Source organism: Bradyrhizobium sp. USDA 4504, assembly GCF_054063995.1.
Window position 1 is genome coordinate 1,655,761 of record NZ_JBSSGV010000001.1, and the last position, 18,395, is coordinate 1,674,155.

The 18,395-nt window shown below is 64.2% G+C and carries 17 protein-coding genes; 12 read left to right on the plus strand and 5 right to left on the minus strand.

What is annotated here, in order from left to right; genetic code table 11:
• Window positions 1-89: 89 nt before the first annotated feature.
• The 6 genes from urtB to ACVMB1_RS07180 all read left to right on the plus strand — a co-directional run bounded on the left by urtB (window position 90) and on the right by ACVMB1_RS07180 (window position 5,347).
• Window positions 90-1,016 (plus strand): urea ABC transporter permease subunit UrtB, encoded by a 927-nt coding sequence (gene urtB / locus ACVMB1_RS07155; protein ID WP_057015942.1) that lies wholly within the window; start codon window positions 90-92, stop codon window positions 1,014-1,016.
• A 17-nt stretch (window positions 1,017-1,033) separates the two neighbouring features.
• Window positions 1,034-2,170, plus strand: coding sequence for an urea ABC transporter permease subunit UrtC (gene urtC, locus ACVMB1_RS07160; RefSeq protein WP_057015908.1), 1,137 nt, complete (start codon window positions 1,034-1,036; stop codon window positions 2,168-2,170).
• 12 nt (window positions 2,171-2,182) lie between these two features.
• The gene (gene urtD, locus ACVMB1_RS07165; RefSeq protein ID WP_057015909.1) at window positions 2,183-2,938 is read left to right on the plus strand and encodes an urea ABC transporter ATP-binding protein UrtD; all 756 of its coding nucleotides are present in this window, start codon (window positions 2,183-2,185) and stop codon (window positions 2,936-2,938) included.
• A 12-nt stretch (window positions 2,939-2,950) separates the two neighbouring features.
• Window positions 2,951-3,640 carry an urea ABC transporter ATP-binding subunit UrtE gene (gene urtE, locus ACVMB1_RS07170; RefSeq protein ID WP_050400072.1) on the plus strand — a complete coding sequence of 230 codons (690 nt, stop codon included), beginning with the start codon at window positions 2,951-2,953 and terminating at the stop codon, window positions 3,638-3,640.
• Window positions 3,641-3,668: 28 nt separating this feature from the next.
• Window positions 3,669-4,898: a formamidase gene (gene fmdA, locus ACVMB1_RS07175; RefSeq protein ID WP_057015910.1), complete on the plus strand. Its 1,230-nt coding sequence runs from the start codon at window positions 3,669-3,671 to the stop codon at window positions 4,896-4,898.
• A gap of 101 nt (window positions 4,899-4,999) precedes the next feature.
• Window positions 5,000-5,347 carry an FmdB family zinc ribbon protein gene (locus ACVMB1_RS07180; RefSeq protein ID WP_057015943.1) on the plus strand — a complete coding sequence of 116 codons (348 nt, stop codon included), beginning with the start codon at window positions 5,000-5,002 and terminating at the stop codon, window positions 5,345-5,347.
• A 116-nt stretch (window positions 5,348-5,463) separates the two neighbouring features.
• Here ACVMB1_RS07180 and ACVMB1_RS07185 read toward each other — a convergent pair whose 3' ends face one another.
• The 5 genes from ACVMB1_RS07185 to ACVMB1_RS07205 all read right to left on the minus strand — a co-directional run bounded on the left by ACVMB1_RS07185 (window position 5,464) and on the right by ACVMB1_RS07205 (window position 10,287).
• Window positions 5,464-6,249, minus strand: coding sequence for an ABC transporter ATP-binding protein (locus ACVMB1_RS07185; protein WP_168857084.1), 786 nt, complete (start codon window positions 6,247-6,249; stop codon window positions 5,464-5,466).
• Complete coding sequence (locus tag ACVMB1_RS07190) at window positions 6,246-7,019, minus strand: ABC transporter permease (RefSeq protein ID WP_456784448.1); 774 nt, start codon at window positions 7,017-7,019, stop codon at window positions 6,246-6,248. Before ACVMB1_RS07190 ends, ACVMB1_RS07185 begins: the two co-directional genes overlap by 4 nt.
• 78 nt (window positions 7,020-7,097) lie before the next feature.
• Complete coding sequence (locus ACVMB1_RS07195) at window positions 7,098-8,042, minus strand: ABC transporter substrate-binding protein (protein WP_057015912.1); 945 nt, start codon at window positions 8,040-8,042, stop codon at window positions 7,098-7,100.
• A gap of 146 nt (window positions 8,043-8,188) precedes the next feature.
• On the minus strand, window positions 8,189-8,932 hold the full coding sequence (gene hutC / locus ACVMB1_RS07200; RefSeq protein WP_456784449.1) for a histidine utilization repressor: 744 nt from the start codon (window positions 8,930-8,932) through the stop codon (window positions 8,189-8,191).
• Window positions 8,929-10,287, minus strand: coding sequence for a formimidoylglutamate deiminase (locus ACVMB1_RS07205; RefSeq protein WP_456814222.1), 1,359 nt, complete (start codon window positions 10,285-10,287; stop codon window positions 8,929-8,931). The genes hutC and ACVMB1_RS07205 overlap by 4 nt, the downstream gene beginning before the upstream one ends.
• An 85-nt stretch (window positions 10,288-10,372) precedes the next feature.
• Between ACVMB1_RS07205 and hutI the strand changes: the two genes are divergently transcribed.
• From hutI to ACVMB1_RS07235, 6 genes are all read left to right on the plus strand, one after another.
• Window positions 10,373-11,587: an imidazolonepropionase gene (hutI, locus tag ACVMB1_RS07210; protein ID WP_456848348.1), complete on the plus strand. Its 1,215-nt coding sequence runs from the start codon at window positions 10,373-10,375 to the stop codon at window positions 11,585-11,587.
• Window positions 11,584-13,143: a histidine ammonia-lyase gene (gene hutH, locus ACVMB1_RS07215; RefSeq protein ID WP_456815926.1), complete on the plus strand. Its 1,560-nt coding sequence runs from the start codon at window positions 11,584-11,586 to the stop codon at window positions 13,141-13,143. The genes hutI and hutH overlap by 4 nt, the downstream gene beginning before the upstream one ends.
• A 27-nt stretch (window positions 13,144-13,170) precedes the next feature.
• Window positions 13,171-14,838: a urocanate hydratase gene (gene hutU, locus ACVMB1_RS07220; RefSeq protein ID WP_253587282.1), complete on the plus strand. Its 1,668-nt coding sequence runs from the start codon at window positions 13,171-13,173 to the stop codon at window positions 14,836-14,838.
• Between the two features lie 363 nt (window positions 14,839-15,201).
• On the plus strand, window positions 15,202-16,356 hold the full coding sequence (locus ACVMB1_RS07225) for a transporter substrate-binding domain-containing protein (RefSeq protein ID WP_253587281.1): 1,155 nt from the start codon (window positions 15,202-15,204) through the stop codon (window positions 16,354-16,356).
• On the plus strand, window positions 16,353-16,994 hold the full coding sequence (locus ACVMB1_RS07230; RefSeq protein ID WP_016845707.1) for an ANTAR domain-containing response regulator: 642 nt from the start codon (window positions 16,353-16,355) through the stop codon (window positions 16,992-16,994). The genes ACVMB1_RS07225 and ACVMB1_RS07230 overlap by 4 nt, the downstream gene beginning before the upstream one ends.
• 127 nt (window positions 16,995-17,121) lie before the next feature.
• Window positions 17,122-18,372 carry a transporter substrate-binding domain-containing protein gene (locus tag ACVMB1_RS07235; RefSeq protein WP_456848350.1) on the plus strand — a complete coding sequence of 417 codons (1,251 nt, stop codon included), beginning with the start codon at window positions 17,122-17,124 and terminating at the stop codon, window positions 18,370-18,372.
• Window positions 18,373-18,395: the final 23 nt, after the last annotated feature.

An 18,395-nucleotide genomic window follows, 5' to 3' on the forward strand; every position in this document is an offset into this window, starting at 1 on the left:
CGCATCGTGGCGTGGACGTCATCGTCCACGCTACGGAACGAGCGTCGCTTGACCGGCGGCGCGTGCCCCTTGGAATGACGGAGGACCAGATGTTCGGCGACTATTCGATCAGCGATCTCGGCGCCATCCTTGCGATGCAGGGATTTGCCGGGCTCATCCTGTTCTCCGTCTATGTGCTGATGGCGCTGGGGCTTGCCATCATCTTCGGCCAGATGGGCGTCATCAACATGGCCCATGGCGAGTTCATGATCCTGGGGGCGTACGTCACCTGGATGACGTCGAACGCCGTGCAGCACGTCGCGCCCTGGCTGTTCCCCGGTTACTTCTTCATCGCAATGATCCTCGCGTTCACTGCGTCAGGCGCGCTCGGCATGCTGGTCGAGTGGGCGCTGATACGCCATCTCTACAAGCGTCCGCTCGACACGCTGCTGGCGACCTGGGGCCTCAGCCTGATCCTGCAACAGGCCTATCGTTCGGTCTTCGGCGCGCGCGAGGTCGGCGTCGAACTGCCGGAATGGATGATGGGCTCCTGGCAAGCGACCGACTCCATCCAGATACCGATCAACGGCATGTTCGTGATGGCGCTGACCATCCTGATCACGATCGCGGTCGCCTATGTGCTGTTCTGGTCAAGCTGGGGCAAGCAGGTACGCGCCGTGGTGCAGAACCGCGTGATGGCGGGCGCCGTCGGCATCAACACCGAGAAGGTCGATCGTTACACCTTTGGCCTCGGCTGTGGCATCGCCGGGATCGCCGGCTCGGCCTTCACCATGATCGGCTCGACCGGACCGACCGCCGGCCAGCTCTACATCGTCGACACCTTCCTGGTCGTCGTGTTCGGCGGTGCGGCTTCGCTGTTCGGCACCATCGCCTCCGCCTTCTCGATCTCGCAGACCCAATCGACGCTGGAATTCTTCCTGTCGGGATCGATGGCCAAGGTGATCACGCTGCTGACGATCGTCGCGATCCTGATGGTGCGTCCGCAGGGGCTCTTCGCGCTCAAGGTCCGCAAATAAGAACAAGCAGGCTGGTCATGATCATCAACTCGCGCTTTTTCAATCGCTCCGAACTGCTCGGCTTCCTTGCGCTCGCGGTGCTGTTGTTTGTCATCCTGCCGCTGTCGCTGGATATCTTCCGCCTCAACCTCGTCGCCAAATATTTGACCTACGCCTTCGTCGGGATCGGCCTCGTGCTGTGCTGGGGCTATGGCGGCATCCTGAGCCTGGGGCAGGGCGTGTTCTTCGGCCTCGGCGGCTACTGCATGGCGATGTACCTCAAGCTCGAGGCGTCGTCGGTCGCGAACACCAAGATCCAGTCGACGCCGGGCATCCCCGACTTCATGGACTGGAACCAGCTCACCTCGCTGCCTTTCTTCTGGAAGCCGTTCCACAGCTTCCCGGTCACGCTGCTTGCGATCTTGCTGGTTCCCGCGGTCTTCGCGCTGATCATCGGTGCCGCGATGTTCAAGCGTCGGGTCGGCGGCGTGTACTTTGCCATCATCACGCAAGCGATCGCCGCGATCCTCACTATTCTGATTGTCGGGCAGCAAGGCTACACCGGTGGCATCAACGGCATTACCGACTTACGCACGCTGCACGGCTGGGACATCCGCACCGATCACGCCAAGTTCATTCTGTATTTCGTCGAGGTTGTGCTGCTGTTCGGCTGCATCTGCGTCGCGCAGTTCATCCGCCTGACAAAACTCGGGCGCATCCTGGTAGCAATGCGGGAGCAGGAGGATCGCGTGCGCTTCTCCGGTTACAGCGTCGCCAACTTCAAGATCTTCGCGTTCTGCGCCGCGGCGGTGTTCGCTGCGATCGGCGGCGCCATGTTCACGCTCGAGGTCGGCTTCATGTCGCCGTCCTTCGTCGGCATCGTGCCGTCGATCGAGATGGTGATCTACACCGCGGTCGGCGGCCGGATGTCGATCTTCGGCGCAGTCTGGGGCGCGCTCCTGGTCAATTTCGCCAAGACCAGCCTCTCGGAGTCCTTCCCGCAGCTCTGGCTGTTCGGCCTCGGCGCGCTGTTCATCGCGGTCGTGCTCGCCTTCCCGAACGGGCTCTCCGGCATCTGGGCGGACCACGTCCAGCCGCGCATCGATCGCCTGCTGGCATCACGCAAATCGAAATCGGCGGCCGGCCTGATCGCCGACGGCGCACCGGCCGAGTGAGGAGGGATCATCATGCTCGTCGGCCATCAGCCCAAGGACTTCCTGCTCGCGGTCTCCGGTCTCACTGTGTCGTTCGATGGCTTCAAGGCCGTGAACGATCTCTCCTTCTATGTTGAGGAGAACGAGATCCGCGTCATCATCGGCCCGAACGGCGCCGGCAAGACCACGGTGCTCGACCTGATCTGCGGCAAGACCAGGGCGACGTCAGGCTCGATCCAGTTCCGTGGCCAGGAGCTGACCAGGTTGCGCGAGAACGAGATCGTGCAGGCCGGGGTGGGACGCAAGTTCCAGACGCCGTCGGTGTTCGAGGATCTCACCGTGTTCGAGAACCTCGAGATTTCCTTCCCGCGCGGCCGGACCGTGTTCGGCTCGTTGACCTTCCAGCGCGACGATACCGTCAGGCAGCGGGTCGAGGAGGTCGCCGAGATGATCTTCCTGAAGGACAAGCTCAACACCTATGCCGACCAGTTGAGCCATGGCCAGAAGCAGTGGCTCGAGATCGGCATGCTGCTGATCCAGGATCCGGACCTCTTGATGCTCGACGAGCCGGTCGCTGGCATGAGCGTGTCCGAGCGCGCCAAGACGGCCGAGCTGCTCAACCGCATCATCAAGGACCGTTCGGTGCTGGTGATCGAGCACGACATGAAGTTCGTCGAGGACATCGCGCACAAGGTCACGGTGCTGCACCAGGGACAGATCCTGTCCGAGGGAACGATGGAGCACGTCAAGAACGATCCGAAAGTCATCGAAGTGTATTTGGGCCACTGAGGAACCGGGACGATGCTGGCAATCAATGATCTTCACGTCGCCTATGGCCAGAGCGAGGTGCTGCACGGCCTCAACGTCTCGGTCGCGCCCAACGAGATCGTCGCGATCATGGGCCGCAACGGCATGGGCAAGACCACGCTGATGAAGTCGCTGATGGGCATCCTGCCGGCCAAGAGCGGCAAGGTGACCATGGACGGCACCGAGCTCGGCGCGATGAAGAGCTACGAGCGGGTCGCGAAGGGGCTCGCCTATGTGCCGCAGGGTCGCATGATCTTCTCCACGATGACGGTGAAGGAGAACATCGAGACCGGGCTCGTGGTGTCAGGCGGCTCCGAGGTACCGGGCGACATCTATGAGCTGTTTCCGGTGCTGCTCGAGATGAAGGGCCGCCGCGGCGGCAATCTCTCGGGTGGACAGCAGCAGCAGCTCGCGATCGCCCGCGCTCTGGCGACCAAGCCGAAGGTGCTGCTGCTGGACGAGCCGACCGAAGGCATCCAGCCGTCGATCATCAAGGACATGGCGCGCACCCTGAAGCGGATCCGCGACGAGCGCGGGCTGTCGATTGTGGTCTCCGAACAGGTCCTGAGCTTCGCGCTCGACATCGCCGACCGGGTGCTCGTCATCGAGAATGGCGAGATCGTCCGCGACGATCCGCGCGCCAGCGTCGATGCCGCGCAGATTTCCAAGTACCTGTCCGTCTAACTATCAGTAACCCAAGGGGAGCAATGCGATGCCAGATACACTGATCAAGGTCGATCTCAGCAAGTCGGCCTACGAAAACGACAAGATCCACAACCGCTGGCATCCGGAGGTTCCGATCGTCGAGTGGGTCAGCCCCGGCGACGACTTCATCATCGAGACCGTCGATTGGACCGGCGGTTTCATCAAGAACAACGATTCCGCCGACGACGTGCGCGATATCGATCTGTCGATCGTGCACTTCCTGTCCGGCCCGATCGGCGTCAAGGGCGCCGAGCCTGGCGACCTCCTCGTCGTCGACCTGCTCGACGTCGGTCCCTTGAAGGAGAGCCTGTGGGGCTTCAACGGCTTCTTCTCCAAGCAGAATGGCGGCGGCTTCCTTACCGACCATTTCCCGCTGGCGCAGAAGTCGATCTGGGACATCAAGGGCCTCTACACCTCGTCGCGCCACGTGCCCGGCGTCAACTTCGCCGGCCTGATCCATCCCGGCCTGATCGGCTGTCTGCCCGATGCCAAGATGCTGGCGGCCTGGAACAAGCGCGAGGCCGAGCTGATCGCGACCAACCCGACCCGGGTGCCGGGCCTTGCCAATCCGCCGTTCGCGCCGACCGCGCATGCCGGCCAGGCCAAGGGTGACGTCAAGGCCAAGATCGGCCTCGAGGGCGCCCGCACCGTGCCGCCGCGCGAGCACGGCGGCAATTGCGACATCAAGGATCTGTCGCGCGGCTCGAAGATCTACTTCCCGGTCTATGTGCCGGGCGGCGGCCTCTCGATGGGCGATCTGCATTTCAGCCAGGGCGACGGCGAGATCACCTTCTGCGGCGCGATCGAAATGGCCGGCTGGCTGCACATCAAGGTCGACGTCATCAAGGACGGCGTCTCGAAATACGGCATCAAGAACCCCGTGTTCAAGCCGTCGCCGATCACGCCGAACTACAAGGATTACCTGATTTTCGAGGGCATCTCGGTCGACGAGGCCGGCAAGCAGCATTATCTCGACGTCCACATCGCCTATCGCCAGGCCTGCCTGAACGCGATCGAGTATCTGAAGAAGTTCGGCTACTCCGGCGCCCAGGCCTATTCGATCCTCGGCACCGCGCCGTGCCAGGGTCACATCTCCGGCGTCGTCGACGTGCCGAATGCCTGCGCCACGTTGTGGCTGCCGACGGAGATCTTCGACTTCGACGTCATGCCGTCGTCGGCGGGACCGATCAAGCACATCACGGGCGACGTGCAGATGCCAATCTCGCCGGACAAGTGATCCTTTTGGTGATCCCTGCGCGAAGGGTGCGGGACGGCTGCGTATTGGCCGCCCCGCATCCATCGCCGGATGTCACGCACGATTGCGCAAGGATGAACGAAATGCCGATCTACGAATATCTCTGCAACGACTGCGGCCCGTTCACCGACATGCGGCCGATGGCGGAATGCGACCTGCCGCAGGACTGCCCGCAATGCGAGACGACATCGCCGCGCGTGATCCTGACCGCGCCGGCGTTCTTCTGCATGCCCTCCGACAAGCGCAAGGCCCACGCCACCAACGAGCAGAGCCGCCACGCGCCGAAGACGCTCGATCAATACAAGGCGGCGCACGGCCCGGGCTGCGGCTGCTGCTCGACGGGAAGGAAGAAGCCGGCACGGCTGATGACCAAAACCAAGAGCGGCGCTAAGGGCTTTCCGACCGCGCGGCCCTGGATGATCAGCCATTAGAGCGTTTTCGAGCGAAGTGGATACCGGTTCGCGTTAAGAAAACGCGTCAAAACAAGAGTCTGGAGCCCGTCCCGATTCACTCGGAACGGGAAGGGCTCTAGAAGCGTGGCTGATCATCAGGCCTGTTCGGCGACCTTCAGGGCTTCGGTGCGGATTTCCTCGACCAGCCGTTCCTTCAGGGCGACGAATTCGGGCGTGGTCTTGATCTTGTAGGACCGGGGATGCGGCAGGTCGACTGCGATCTCGGCCTTGATGCGGCCCGGACGCGCGCTCATGACGATGACGCGGCTGCCGAGGAAGATCGCTTCCTCGATGTCGTGGGTGACGAACAGCACCGTTTTCTGGTCGCGCTCCCAGATCCCCAGCAGCATCTCCTGCATCAGTGCGCGCGTCTGGTTGTCCAGCGCGCCGAACGGCTCGTCGAGCAGCAGGATCTTCGGATCGTTGGCCAGCGCACGGGCAATCGCGGTGCGCTGCTGCATGCCGCCCGACAGCTGCTTGGGCCAGTGATTTTCGAAGCCCGATAGCCCGACCCGGCGAATGAACGCATCGGCGATCTCATGGCGCTCCGCTTGCGACACGCCGCGCTCGCGCAGGCCGAAGGCGATATTCTCCCGCACCGTCAGCCACGGAAACAATGTGTAGGACTGAAACACCATGCCGCGATCGGCGCCGGGGCCGGTGATTTCGCGCCCGTCGAGCGTGACCCGTCCGCTGGTCGGCCGGTCGAGCCCGGCGATGATCCGGAGCAAAGTGGACTTTCCGCATCCGGAGGGGCCGAGGATGGTGACGAAGTCGTTGTTGCCGACGTCGAGCGTGGTCGGCTCGAGCGCTCTCGTCGGCGCGTTGCCGGCGCGGGCGGGGAAGGTTCGCGAGACCTGATCGATCCTGAGCGCGGTCATGCGAGCTTCCACGGGAACAGCCAGGAGTTGAAGGCCTTGAACAGGAAATCGGAGATCAGGCCGATCAGCCCGATCACGATGATGCCGAAGATGATCTGGCCCGTGTTGAGCAGCGCCTGGCTGTCGGTGATCATGTGTCCGATGCCGGATGATGAGCCGATCAATTCGGCCACGATGACGTAGGTCCAGGCCCAGCCCAGCACCAGCCGAAGGATTTCGGCAATCTCGGGCGCGGCGGAGGGCAGCAGCACGCGGCGGATGATGCCGCGGTCGCGGGCGCCGAGCGTGTAGGCGGCCTCCACCAGGTCGCGCCGTGTGGCACCGACGGTGACGGCGACCATCAGGATGATCTGAAATACTGCGCCGATGAAGATCACAAGCAGCTTCTGCAACTCACCGATGCCCGCCCACAGGATCAGCAGCGGGATGAAGGCGGATGCCGGCAGATAGCGCGCAAAGGACACAAAGGGCTCGAGAAAGGCCTCGATCGGCTTGTAAGCGCCCATCAGAACGCCGAGCGGCACCGCGATGACGGCAGCAAGCACAAACCCGCCGATCACGCGCCAGATCGTCATCCCGATGTCGAACAGAAAGCCCTGCTTTGCGAGCAGCTCATAGCCCTCCTGCACCATGGTCAGCGGGTTGGCGAGGAAGGTCCTCGACACATGGCCGCCGAACGTTGCCCAGGACCAGAGGGCGACGAACAGCACGAAGAAGGCGAGGCCATAGGCCACGCGCTGCTTCGATGTCGTGGGCTCGAGAGGACGCATCAAATGATCCGGAGGTAGCTTATGCGCCGGTCCCGCCCGCTGTGTCGCGAGGTGGGACCGGTCCAAATGGTTGCTGCGTTACTTGATGAAGCTTGCGTCGTAGATGTCTTCGACCTTCGGCGCGGCCTTGATGATGCCGACCTCGAGCAGGAGCTCGGCAGCGTCCTTATTGAAGGTCAGGAAGTCGCCGGCGAAGAATTTCTGGTTGGCGGCCTTGTCCTGCCAGCGCAGGTACTTTGCCGAGTTGCCGAACTGCTCGCCGGTCTGCTTCACGTCAGCGCCCATGATCTCGTAGGACTTGGCCTGGTCCTTGGCGATCATGTCGAGCGCCTCGAAATAGCTGTTGGCAAGCGCCTGCGCCGCCTTCGGATTGTCGGTCAGGAATTTCGGCGTGCAGCCGAACGTATCCATCACGATCGGGTAGTCGAGCGTGGTCGCGATGATCTTGCCCTTGTCGGGAGCGGCGCGCACCGTCGACAGATAAGGCTCGTAGGTCATCGCGGCATCGTTCTGGCCGGAGACGAAGGCCTGCGCTGCGGCGGCCGGCTCCAGATTCACCACGGTGACGTCTTTCACCGTGAGGCCGTTCTTCTTCAGCATCCAGGCCAGCGCGAAATACGGAGAGGTGCCGGGCGCCGACGCCGCGACGGTCTTGCCCTTGAGGTCCTTGATCGCGGCGATGTCGTTGCGCACGGCCATGCCGTCGGCGCCATAGCTCTTGTCGAGTTGGAAGATTTGCTTGGTCGCGACGCCATTGGCGTTCCAGGAGATCCAGGTCTCGACCGTGGTGGCCGCGCACTGGATGTCGCCCGAGGCGATCGCGAGATGGCGGTCCTTCTGCGGAATCTTCTTCAGGGTCACGTCGAGGCCGTTCTTCTTGAAGATGCCGGCCTCCTTGGCGAGCGTCAGCGGCGCGAAGCCGGTCCATCCGGAGATGCCGACGCCGACCTTGACGTCATCCGCGAACGCGCCCGTGGACGCGAGCAACACTGCGATTGCGGGCAATAGCTTGAAGGAACGCATGATTGTCGACCCCTTGAACGATGGATTGAACCCAGTTGATGTCTTCACGTCACTGATCTCTTCAGTCGCGGCGGATTGCCGCATGAAGCATGTCGGCGGACGATGGCCCATGATGCATTGCATGAAATATGCCGCGCAAGCTGTCCTCAGCCTCCCTTGAAGCGAGCCACCAGGCGATGCGTCTCGCCTGGATAATGCAGCCGCACCGCCGTCACCGTGCGCGCGCTGCGCCAGGTGTAGCGGTCGATCACGAGGCAGGGCGCCCCGACCGCGATGTCGAGCGCCTTTGCCGTGCGGTCGTCGGCGATGACGGCGCTGATCGTATGTTCGGCTTCGGTCCACGGCACATGGTGCAGCAGCCATGACCCCGGCGGTTCGCGGGCGAAGTCCGCGGTTGCAGCTTCCGGGACCGTGGAGAGATCGATCAGCCTGTCCTCGACGGCGAACGGCACATTGTCGGCGCTGTGCCGGCAGGCGATCGCGACTATCTTGCCGGCCGTGCTGACGCCGAGCCGGGCGCGATCGGCCGATGTCGCGGTACGGCGCCGGCATTCGATCAGCTGATAGCCGTAGCTGCGGCCGAGCGCGGTGATCTCGGCGCGGATGTCGGCGATCTTGAGCACCGCCGACAGATGCTGCGGACGGCGCACGAAGGTGCCGGCACGGCGCCGCCGCTCGATCAGGTCGGCCTGCGCCAGTTCCGACAACGCCTTGTTCACCGTCATGCGCGAGCAGCGATAGCGCGCCATCAGCTGGTGCTCGAACGGGATGCGATGCCCGGGCGGCCATTCGCCGGTCAGGATCCGCGTCTCGATGTCGAGCCGGATGCGCTTGTAGAGTGTCGGCTTGTTCGCCGCGCCGGGCTTGGCCTGGTCGGAGGCGAGGCTCATGCGACGAGCCTCCGCACGCTTGCATTGAACTGCTCGCGCGCCTTGTCGCGCAGCCGATGCCGTCCGCCCGCCACCACCTTGTCGCCGGCGGCCCAGACGCAATCGATCGCGTCGCTGCCGGTTGCAAACAGCCAGCCGTCGAGAACCGCATCGCCCGACCGTCCCGCGAGGGACGGATGCGCGGTGTCGAGGCTGACGATGTCGGCGCGCGCGCCGGGCGCAAGCCCGGCCTTGGTCCGTGCCAGAGCCTGCGCGCCGCCAGCGAGCGCCTGGTCGAACAGGGCGCGGCCGGTGGATGTGCCGGGACGCCCCGAGAGTACATTGCGCTCGCGGTGTTTCAGCCGCTGACCGTATTCGAGCTGGCGCAGCTCGTCGGCGACGCCGACCAGCACATTGGAATCGGTGCCGATGCCGAACCGGCCGCCCGCGGCGAGGAATTCGCGCGCCGAAAAGATGCCGTCGCCGAGACTTGCTTCGGTGACGGGGCAAAGGCCGGCAACCGCGCCGCTGCCGGCGAGTGCATTGACTTCCTGCTCCGTCATGTGGGTCGCGTGAATGAGGCACCAGCGCTGATCGACGGGCGCATGTTCGAGCAGCCATTGCACCGGCCGCTGTCCTGACCAGGCAAGGCAATCCTCCACCTCGCGCACCTGTTCGGCGGCGTGGATGTGGATCGGGTCCGCCCCGGCAAGCGGGATGATCGCCGCCAGCTCATCCGGCGCCACGGCGCGCAGGCTATGCGGAGCGATGCCGATGTTGGCGCCGGGAAGTTTTCGGATTGCCTCGCGCGAGGCGGCCATCAGCGCCGCGAACTGATCTACCGAGCAGATGAAGCGACGTTGCCCGGCATGCGGTGCGGCGCCGCCAAACGTGCTGTGAGCATAGAAACTTGGCAGCAGTGTGAGCCCGACGCCGGAGGCGTCGGCGGCCTCTGCGATGCGTACGGCCATCTCGGCGAGATTGGCGTAGGGCGCGCCGTCTCGATCATGATGCAGATAGTGAAACTCGCCGACACGGGTAAAGCCGCGCTCGAGCATCTCGACATAGAGCAGGGTCGCGACGGCTGTGACGTCGTCCGGCGTCATGGTCAGCGCGAAGCGATACATCGTCTCACGCCAGGTCCAGAACGTATCGGTCGTGTCGCCGCGCAGTTCGGCAAGGCCGGCCATGCCGCGCTGAAAGGCGTGGCTGTGCAGGCTCGCCAATCCCGGAACCGCCATTTGGTGACGTTCGTCGCCGGCGCCAGGCGCAACGCCCGCCGTCACCGAGGCGATCGCGCCATCGACAACGACGACCTGCACGTCATTGGCCCAGCCCGAAGGCAGCAGCGCGAATGCGAAATGCAGTCGTGTCATTTTTCCACGCCGGCTGGACAGAACCCGGACACGATTATATGTCTAGACATATAAGTCAAGCATCCCACCTCGAGGGGACGATCGCATGGCAGAGCGCTTCGACCGTATCTGGCACAACGCCCGGCTCGCCACGATGCGCAGCGACCGCACTGATCTCGGCGAGATCGAGCGGGGCCTGATCGCGGCGCGCGACGGCCGCATCGTCTATGCCGGCGTGCAGTCGGATTTTCCCGTGGATGCAGACGCCGTTGAACGGATCGATTGCGCCGGCCGCTGGATCACGCCCGGGCTCGTCGATTGCCACACCCATCTCGTCTTCGGCGGCAATCGCGCGCACGAGTTCGAGCTGCGCCTGAAAGGCGCGAGCTATGAGGAGATCGCGCGCGCCGGCGGCGGCATCGTCTCGACCGTTGCGGCGACGCGCAAGGCGACCGAGGCGGAGCTCGTCGCCGGCGCGCTGCCGCGGCTCGACGCGCTGATCGGCGAGGGCGCAACCACGGTCGAGATCAAGTCCGGCTATGGCCTCAATGCCGAGACCGAGATGCGACAGCTTGCGGCGGCACGCAGCCTCGCCCGCCTGCGGCAGGTCGCGATCCGCACCTCTTTCCTCGGAGCGCATGCGCTGCCGCTGGAGGCCAATGGCGACAAGGACGGTTACATCGATCTGGTCTGCAACGAGATGCTGCCGGCCGTGGCCAAGGCCGGCCTCGCCGATGCCGTCGACGGCTTCATGGAGGGGATCGCGTTTTCCGGAGAGCAGACGGCACGGGTGTTCGAGGCGGCGCGTGCGCTCGGACTGCCGGTCAAGCTGCATGCGGATCAGTTGTCCAATCTCGGCGGCGCGGCGCTGGCCGCGAAATTCTCGGCGCTCTCGGCCGATCATCTCGAGCACACCGACGAAGCCGGCGCGGTGGCGATGGCGAAGGCCGGCACCGTCGCGGTCCTGCTGCCCGGCGCGTTCTATTTCATTCGTGAAACGCACAAGCCGCCGGTCGAGCTGTTCCGTAGCCACGGTGTGAACATGGCGCTGGCGACCGATTGCAATCCTGGCAGCTCGCCGCTCACCTCGCTCCTGCTGGCGATGAACATGGGCGCAACGCTGTTCCGGATGACGGTCGCCGAATGCCTCACAGGGGTGACGCGGGAAGGGGCGCGCGCGCTCGGCATGCTCGCCGAGACCGGTACGTTAGAGGCCGGCAAGTGGTGCGATCTGGCGATCTGGGACATCGAGCGTCCGGCCGAACTGGTCTACCGCATCGGCTTCAACCCGCTGCACAGCCGGGTGTGGAGGGGGCAATGAGCGATCGGGATGCGCCTGTCGTCGTGACGCCCGGAACCGTCGGCCTCGACGTCCTGGTGCGCGTGCTCGCGGGCGCGCCCATCATGCTCGATCTATCGTGCTGGCCGGGCGTCGAGGCGGCCGCGGAGATCGTGGCGAAGGCGGCGCATATCGACGTTCCCGTCTACGGCATCAATACCGGTTTCGGGAAGCTGGCATCGACGCGCATTGCGCCCGATCAAACCGCGCTGCTTCAGCGTAACCTCATCTTGTCGCACTGCTGTGGAGTCGGTCCGAACACGCCCGAGCCGATCGTGCGTTTGATGATGGCGTTGAAAGTGATTTCGCTCGGTCGCGGCGCATCCGGCGTGCGCCGCGAGGTGATCGAGCAGTTGCAGGGCATGCTGGCGCGCGGCGTTTATCCGCTGGTGCCGCAGCAGGGCTCGGTCGGTGCCTCCGGCGATCTCGCGCCGCTCGCTCACATGACCGCGGTCATGATCGGGGAGGGACAGGCAATCCTTGATGGCAAAGTCGTGCCGGGCCGCGAAGCGCTTGCGGTTGCCGGCCTCGCGCCGTTGACGCTCGGCCCGAAGGAGGGGCTCGCGCTGATCAACGGCACGCAGTTTTCCTCCGCCTACGCCATCTCCGGGCTGCTGCGTGCGCATCGCCTGGCGTGCGCCGCGCTGGTGACCGGTGCGCTGTCGGTCGATGCGGCGATGGCGTCGACGGTGCCGTTTCGTCCCGAGATTCAATCTTTGCGTGGCCATGACGGGCAGATCGCTGCGGCCGCCGCCCTGACCGCGCTGCTTGACGGCAGCGACATCAGGCAATCGCATCTCGAAGGCGACGAGCGCGTGCAGGATCCCTATTGCCTGCGCTGCCAGCCGCAGGTCGCGGGTGCTGTGCTCGACCTGCTCGCGCAAGCCGCCCGCGGGCTGACCGTTGAGGCCAATGCCGTCACCGACAATCCACTCGTCCTGGTCGAGACCGGCGAAATCGTGTCAGGCGGCAATTTCCACGCCGAGCCGGTGGCGTTCGCCGCCGACCAGATCGCGCTGGCGCTCGCGGAAATCGGCGCGACCAGCGAGCGCCGGATCGCGACCCTCGTCGATCCCGCCCTGAACTTCGGCCTGCCGCCGTTCCTGACGCCCGAACCCGGCATCAATTCCGGCTTCATGATCGCCGAGGTGACGGCGGCGGCGCTTTATGCCGAGAACAAGCAGCGCGCCTTGCCGTGCTCGATCGATTCCACGCCGACCAGCGCCAATCAGGAGGATCACGTCTCGATGGCCGCGCATGCTGCGCGCCGGCTGTCCGACATGGCCGACAATCTCGCCGCCATCCTCGGCATCGAGCTGCTGGTCGCGGCGCAGGGCATCACGCTGCGCGCGCCGCATTCAACGAGCGCGCCGCTCGCTGCGGTCATTGCCGCGCTCCGAGAGCAGGTTCCGGCGCTCGCCGCCGACCGCTACATGGCTGACGATCTCGCCAGGGCGGCCGCTCTGATCGAAGCCGACGCGCTGCCCGCCGCTGCGATCGCGGTGCTTCCGACCGATCCATTTCCAAGACTGACTTAGAAGACTTGCTTAGCAGGAACATCCGTCATGAACCGCCGACTGGATAACGAACGCATCATCCGTGCTCCCCGCGGCACCGACATCAGCGCCAAGAGCTGGCTGACGGAAGCACCGCTGCGCATGCTGATGAACAATCTGGACCCTGATGTCGCCGAGCGCCCGAGCGAGCTCGTGGTTTATGGCGGCATCGGCCGTGCGGCGCGCGACTGGGAGAGCTTTGATCGGATTGCCGCGTCCTTGCGCAAGCTCGAAGGCGACCAGACCCTGCTGGTGCAGTCCGGCAAGCCGGTCGGCATTTTCCGGACCCATGCCGACGCGCCGCGCGTACTGATCGCGAATTCCAACCTGGTGCCGCATTGGGCAACGCTCGATCATTTCAACGAGCTCGACCGGCAGGGCCTGATGATGTTCGGCCAGATGACGGCAGGCTCATGGATCTATATCGGCAGCCAGGGCATCGTGCAGGGGACCTATGAGACGTTCGTCGAGGTCGGCCGCCGGCATTATGGCGGCAGTCTCGCCGGCAAATGGATCCTGACGGCGGGCCTCGGCGGCATGGGCGGTGCCCAGCCGCTGGCCGCGACGATGGCCGGCGCCTCGATGCTCGCGGTCGAATGCCAGCCGAGCCGCATCGAGATGCGGCTGCGGACGGGCTACCTCGACCGCCAGGCGGCGACGCTCGATGACGCGCTCGCGATCATTGCTGAGGCGGTCAAGAGCCAGAAGCCGGTGTCGGTCGGCCTGCTCGGCAATGCGGCCGAGATCTTTCCCGAACTGGTGCACCGCGGCGTGCGCCCGGACATCGTCACCGACCAGACCAGCGCGCATGATCCGATCAACGGTTATTTGCCGAAGGGATGGACACTCGCCGATTGGGAAACCAAACGCGCGGGCGACCCGAAGGCCGTTGAGACGGCAGCCAAGACCTCGATGGTCGATCACGTCCAGGCCATGCTGGATTTTCACGCGCAGGGAATCCCGACGCTCGATTACGGCAACAACATCCGCCAGATGGCCAAGGACATGGGCCTGAAGCAGGCGTTCGATTTTCCAGGCTTCGTTCCGGCCTATATCCGTCCGCTGTTCTGCCGCGGCGTCGGGCCGTTCCGCTGGGCGGCGCTGTCGGGCGATCCCGAGGACATCTTCAAGACCGATGCCAAGGTCAAGGAGCTGATGCCCAACGACAGCCACCTGCACAACTGGCTCGACATGGCCAAGGCGCGCATCAAGTTTCAGGGACTGCCTGCGCGAATTTGCTGGGTCGGGCTCGGCGACCGCCATCGGCTTGGCCTTGCCTTCAACGAGATGGTGGCGCGCGGCGAGCTCAAGGCGCCGATCGTGATCGGCCGCGATCATCTCGACAGCGGCTCGGTGGCGAGCCCGAACCGCGAGACCGAGGCGATGCGCGACGGCTCCGACGCGGTGTCCGACTGGCCGCTGCTCAATGCACTGCTCAACTGCGCGAGCGGCGCCACCTGGGTGTCGCTGCATCACGGCGGCGGCGTCGGCATCGGCTATTCGCAGCACGCCGGCATGGTGATCGTCGCTGACGGCACGCCGGAGGCCGCGCGCCGGCTCGAGCGTGTGCTATGGAACGACCCGGCGACAGGCGTGATGCGCCACGCCGACGCCGGCTATGACACGGCGGTCGAATGCGCGCGCGCCAACCGGCTCGATCTGCCTAGCCTGCGCTGATGGGACCTCCTCGATCGGGAGTTGCGGCATCTCCCGACCGGGGCGCAGCTTAACGAGCAATCTCGTTGCAGCTCTCAACCTTCCGGTTGATGTACGCGAGGTGACCGGCCGGACATGCCTTGATACGGGAAATCGGCGGTGCAGCTACCGGAGATAGGTGGTCCGTGGAGCGCTGCGCCTGTGACCCGTCGCGGGTGACACATTAGTCTGCCTGCTTTCGCGTCAGCTTCGCTGACAGGATGAGCGGCCAGGGTCCTTGTCTCGCGGCAGATGGCATGCAATCTTCCGCAGCCGGCAATGCTGTTCGAGAGCAACAAGAACAATAATCCCTCTCGTCCCTCCAATTCTGTCGAGGGCCTGATCATGTCGAACCTTACCCAAACGACATCCGCTCCGTGGCGGATAGGAGTGCTGTTCTCGCGAACCGGCTTCATGTCGGTCATCGAGGAGACCCAGTATCAGGGCACGCAACTCGCGATCGAAGAGGTGAATGAAGCGGGCGGCGTCTGCGGCCGCGAGCTGGTTCCCGTTGCCTATGACCCCGGATCGGACTCGGCCGCCTATGGTCATTACGCCAAGCGGCTGATGATCGAGGATCAGGTCAGCACGATCTTCGGCTGCTACACCTCGTCGAGCCGCAAGGCGGTGCTGCCGGTAGTCGAACGGCTGAACGGTCTGCTCTGGTATCCGACGCTTTACGAAGGGTTCGAGGCGTCGCCCAACGTCATCTACACCGGCGCCTCGCCGAACCAGAACAGCCTCGCGCTGTGCCGCTATTTGATGGATACGATCGGAACGCGGTTCTATTTCGTGGGGTCCGACTACATCTATCCGCGCGAGTCCAACCGGGTGATGCGGGAGCTGCTCAAGAGCAACGGCGGCTCGGTGGTCGGCGAGCGCTATGTCAATGTTTATGCGCGCTGGCAGGATTTTGTGCCGATCATCCAGGATATCAAGCGTGTCAGGCCCGACGTGATCTTCTCGACCGTCGTTGGCGAGGGCACGGTGTTCCTTTATCAGGCCTATGCGAATGTCGGGCTCGATCCAAAGCAGGTGCCGATCGCCAGCCTGACCACGACGGAAGCGGAAATTGCCGCCATGGGCTTCGACGTCGGCGAGGGACACGTCACGGCCGCATCGTATTTCCAGGGCGTCGAGGGCAGCGCTAATAATGCGTTTGTGCAGCGCTTCAAGAAGCGGTTCGGCGCCGATATCTCAACCAACATGTGCGCCGAAGCATCCTATTTCCAGCTGCATCTGTTCGCGAAGGCGCTCGAGCAGGTCAATTCACTCGACACCGAAGTTCTCCGCTCGATGGTGTTCGGCACCAGCTTTGATGCACCGCAAGGTGCCGTCACCGTCAACCCGATGTCGGGTCATACCGACCTCTGGACCCGCATCGGGCGCGCCAACCGCCAGGGGCAGTTCGATGTCGTCAGCCAGTCGAAGGAGCCGGTGCATGCGGATCCGTTCCTGATCGGATATGGTCGTGCAACGCAAACAGGAAGCGTCCAATGAACGAAATGTCGCGTAAGCCGTCGCTGAGCCGAGACGTCGGCGGACGCAAGACCATGGTTCAGGAACTTGCCGATTTGTCGGCGGTGGTGGTCGCGCCGGTCGACGATCAGGTCGGCATGTTGCTGCGCGAGTTGCAGCGGTTCCGGATGCGGGTGCGGCAGGTCTGGCCGATGCCGGAGAGCGTACCCGCCGATGCCGACGTGGTGTACTGCGAATATTCCCCTGACCTGGCGCGGCGCCTGCCATGGATTCCCGGCGACGCGCGCTCGGCGCTGGTTGTGATCCTGCCGGCGACGGAAACCGTTCACGCCGATGCGCTGTGTCATGCGACGCCGAACGCCGTGCTGCCGCGGCCGTTCACGCAGAATGCCGTGCTGTCCAGTCTCGTGCTGGCGCGCAGTCAATTTGGTTATGAACGGCGGCTTCGCAGCAAGATCGAGAAGCTGGATGACAATCTGCGCTCGATGCGCACGGTGGAGCGCGCCAAGGCGATCCTGATGGCGACGCGGCAGATGCCGGAAACCGAAGCCTATGGCTTCATCAGACGACAGGCGATGGATCGTCGCGTGTCGGCAAGTGCAGTCGCCGCGGCGATTGTTGACTCGTTCGAACTGCTTGGCTACGATCATCAACAGTAAGCCCCAATAGCGGGGCCGGCGGCGACAGCGCCGCCTTCGACACAACCGGCAACAAAGCCCTCCCAATGCTCGCGTAAGCGCGCATCGGGAGGGCTTTTTATTTTTTCAGTCCTGAAGGGAGCTAGGGATGAGCATTTCACGGCGGACTTTGCTGAGGAATACCGCGGCGCTGGGCGCGTTTGCCGGCGCCGGACTGCCGCACATCTGGATCAAGAACGCCGACCTCGCTTACGCCGCCGGCGGCGAGATCAAGGTCGGCGTGCTGTTCTCGCTGACGGGAACGACCGCGATCATCGAGGAATCGCTCAACAAGGCGACGCTGCTCGCCATCGAGGAGATCAACGCCGCAGGCGGCATCAAGGGCAGCAAGATCGTGCCGATCGTCGAGGACCCCGCGTCCGATCCGGCGACCTTCTCGGAGAAGGCTCGCAAGCTCGTCGTCGGCGACAAATGCGTCAGTGTGTTCGGTTCCTACACCTCGGCAAGCCGCAAGGCGGTGCTCCCGGTGTTCGAGCGGCAGAACAATCTCTATTGGTATCCGACGCTCTATGAAGGCCGCGAGTGCTCGAAGAACGTCATCTACACCGGCGCGGTGCCGAACCAGCAGCAGGACGAGTTCGTGCCCTGGCTGGTCAAGAAGTTCGGCAAGAAGTTCTACCTGATCGGCTCCAACTACATCTATCCGAAGGAAGAGAACAACTACTGCAAGAAGCTGCTTGAGAAACTCGGCGGCGAGGTCGTGGCGGAAGAATATGTGCCGCTCGGCCATTCCGAATTCTCTTCCGTCATCAACAAGATCCGCTCGACTCAGCCGAACGTGATCTTTTCCACCGTGGTCGGCGATTCCGTGGTCGCGCTGCATCGTCAGTACAAGGCGGCCGGCCTCGATCCCGAGAAGATGCCGATGGCGAGTCTCACGACCTCCGAGAACGAAGTCGCTGCGATGGGCGGCGAGGCGGCCGCCGGTCACTTCACCTCGGCGCCTTACTTCATGGTGCACAAGTCGCCGGAGAACGAGAAGTTCGTCGAGGCTTACAAGAAGCGTTGGGGCGCCGACAAGGTGACGCATTTCGTGTCGGAGGCCTGCTACTTCCAGACCTACCTGTTCAAGCAGGCGGTCGAGAAGCTCGCGACCAGCGATCTCACGCCGCCGAACATCCGCGACGCGGTCAAGGGCCAGGAAGTGATTGCACCGCAGGGCAAGGTCCGGATCGAGCCGGAGAACCTGCACACCTGGCTGTGGCCCAAGATCGCGCAGGCGAAGTCGAACGGACAGTTCGAGATTCTCGTCGAGGCCAAGGAGTGGCTGAAGCCGGTGCCTTACGCGGCCTATCCCGGACAGTCATGCACCGAGAAGGGCTTGGCCGAGAAGAGCTGACGACGGGGGCTGACGAAGGCCGT

What these genes read in the sequence shown, in the direction of transcription:
- hutH (WP_456815926.1), top strand. Translation starts at nt 11,584, where the DNA reads ATGAGCGATCGGGATGCGCCTGTCGTCGTGACGCCCGGAACCGTCGGC.
- hutC (WP_456784449.1), bottom strand. Translation starts at nt 8,932, where the DNA reads ATGAGCCTCGCCTCCGACCAGGCCAAGCCCGGCGCGGCGAACAAGCCG.
- fmdA (WP_057015910.1), top strand. Translation starts at nt 3,669, where the DNA reads ATGCCAGATACACTGATCAAGGTCGATCTCAGCAAGTCGGCCTACGAA.
- hutI (WP_456848348.1), top strand. Translation starts at nt 10,373, where the DNA reads ATGGCAGAGCGCTTCGACCGTATCTGGCACAACGCCCGGCTCGCCACG.
- ACVMB1_RS07235 (WP_456848350.1), top strand. Translation starts at nt 17,122, where the DNA reads ATGAGCATTTCACGGCGGACTTTGCTGAGGAATACCGCGGCGCTGGGC.
- urtB (WP_057015942.1), top strand. Translation starts at nt 90, where the DNA reads ATGTTCGGCGACTATTCGATCAGCGATCTCGGCGCCATCCTTGCGATG.
- ACVMB1_RS07180 (WP_057015943.1), top strand. Translation starts at nt 5,000, where the DNA reads ATGCCGATCTACGAATATCTCTGCAACGACTGCGGCCCGTTCACCGAC.
- ACVMB1_RS07230 (WP_016845707.1), top strand. Translation starts at nt 16,353, where the DNA reads ATGAACGAAATGTCGCGTAAGCCGTCGCTGAGCCGAGACGTCGGCGGA.
- hutU (WP_253587282.1), top strand. Translation starts at nt 13,171, where the DNA reads ATGAACCGCCGACTGGATAACGAACGCATCATCCGTGCTCCCCGCGGC.
- ACVMB1_RS07195 (WP_057015912.1), bottom strand. Translation starts at nt 8,042, where the DNA reads ATGCGTTCCTTCAAGCTATTGCCCGCAATCGCAGTGTTGCTCGCGTCC.
- urtE (WP_050400072.1), top strand. Translation starts at nt 2,951, where the DNA reads ATGCTGGCAATCAATGATCTTCACGTCGCCTATGGCCAGAGCGAGGTG.
- ACVMB1_RS07205 (WP_456814222.1), bottom strand. Translation starts at nt 10,287, where the DNA reads ATGACACGACTGCATTTCGCATTCGCGCTGCTGCCTTCGGGCTGGGCC.
- ACVMB1_RS07185 (WP_168857084.1), bottom strand. Translation starts at nt 6,249, where the DNA reads ATGACCGCGCTCAGGATCGATCAGGTCTCGCGAACCTTCCCCGCCCGC.
- ACVMB1_RS07190 (WP_456784448.1), bottom strand. Translation starts at nt 7,019, where the DNA reads ATGCGTCCTCTCGAGCCCACGACATCGAAGCAGCGCGTGGCCTATGGC.
- urtC (WP_057015908.1), top strand. Translation starts at nt 1,034, where the DNA reads ATGATCATCAACTCGCGCTTTTTCAATCGCTCCGAACTGCTCGGCTTC.
- urtD (WP_057015909.1), top strand. Translation starts at nt 2,183, where the DNA reads ATGCTCGTCGGCCATCAGCCCAAGGACTTCCTGCTCGCGGTCTCCGGT.
- ACVMB1_RS07225 (WP_253587281.1), top strand. Translation starts at nt 15,202, where the DNA reads ATGTCGAACCTTACCCAAACGACATCCGCTCCGTGGCGGATAGGAGTG.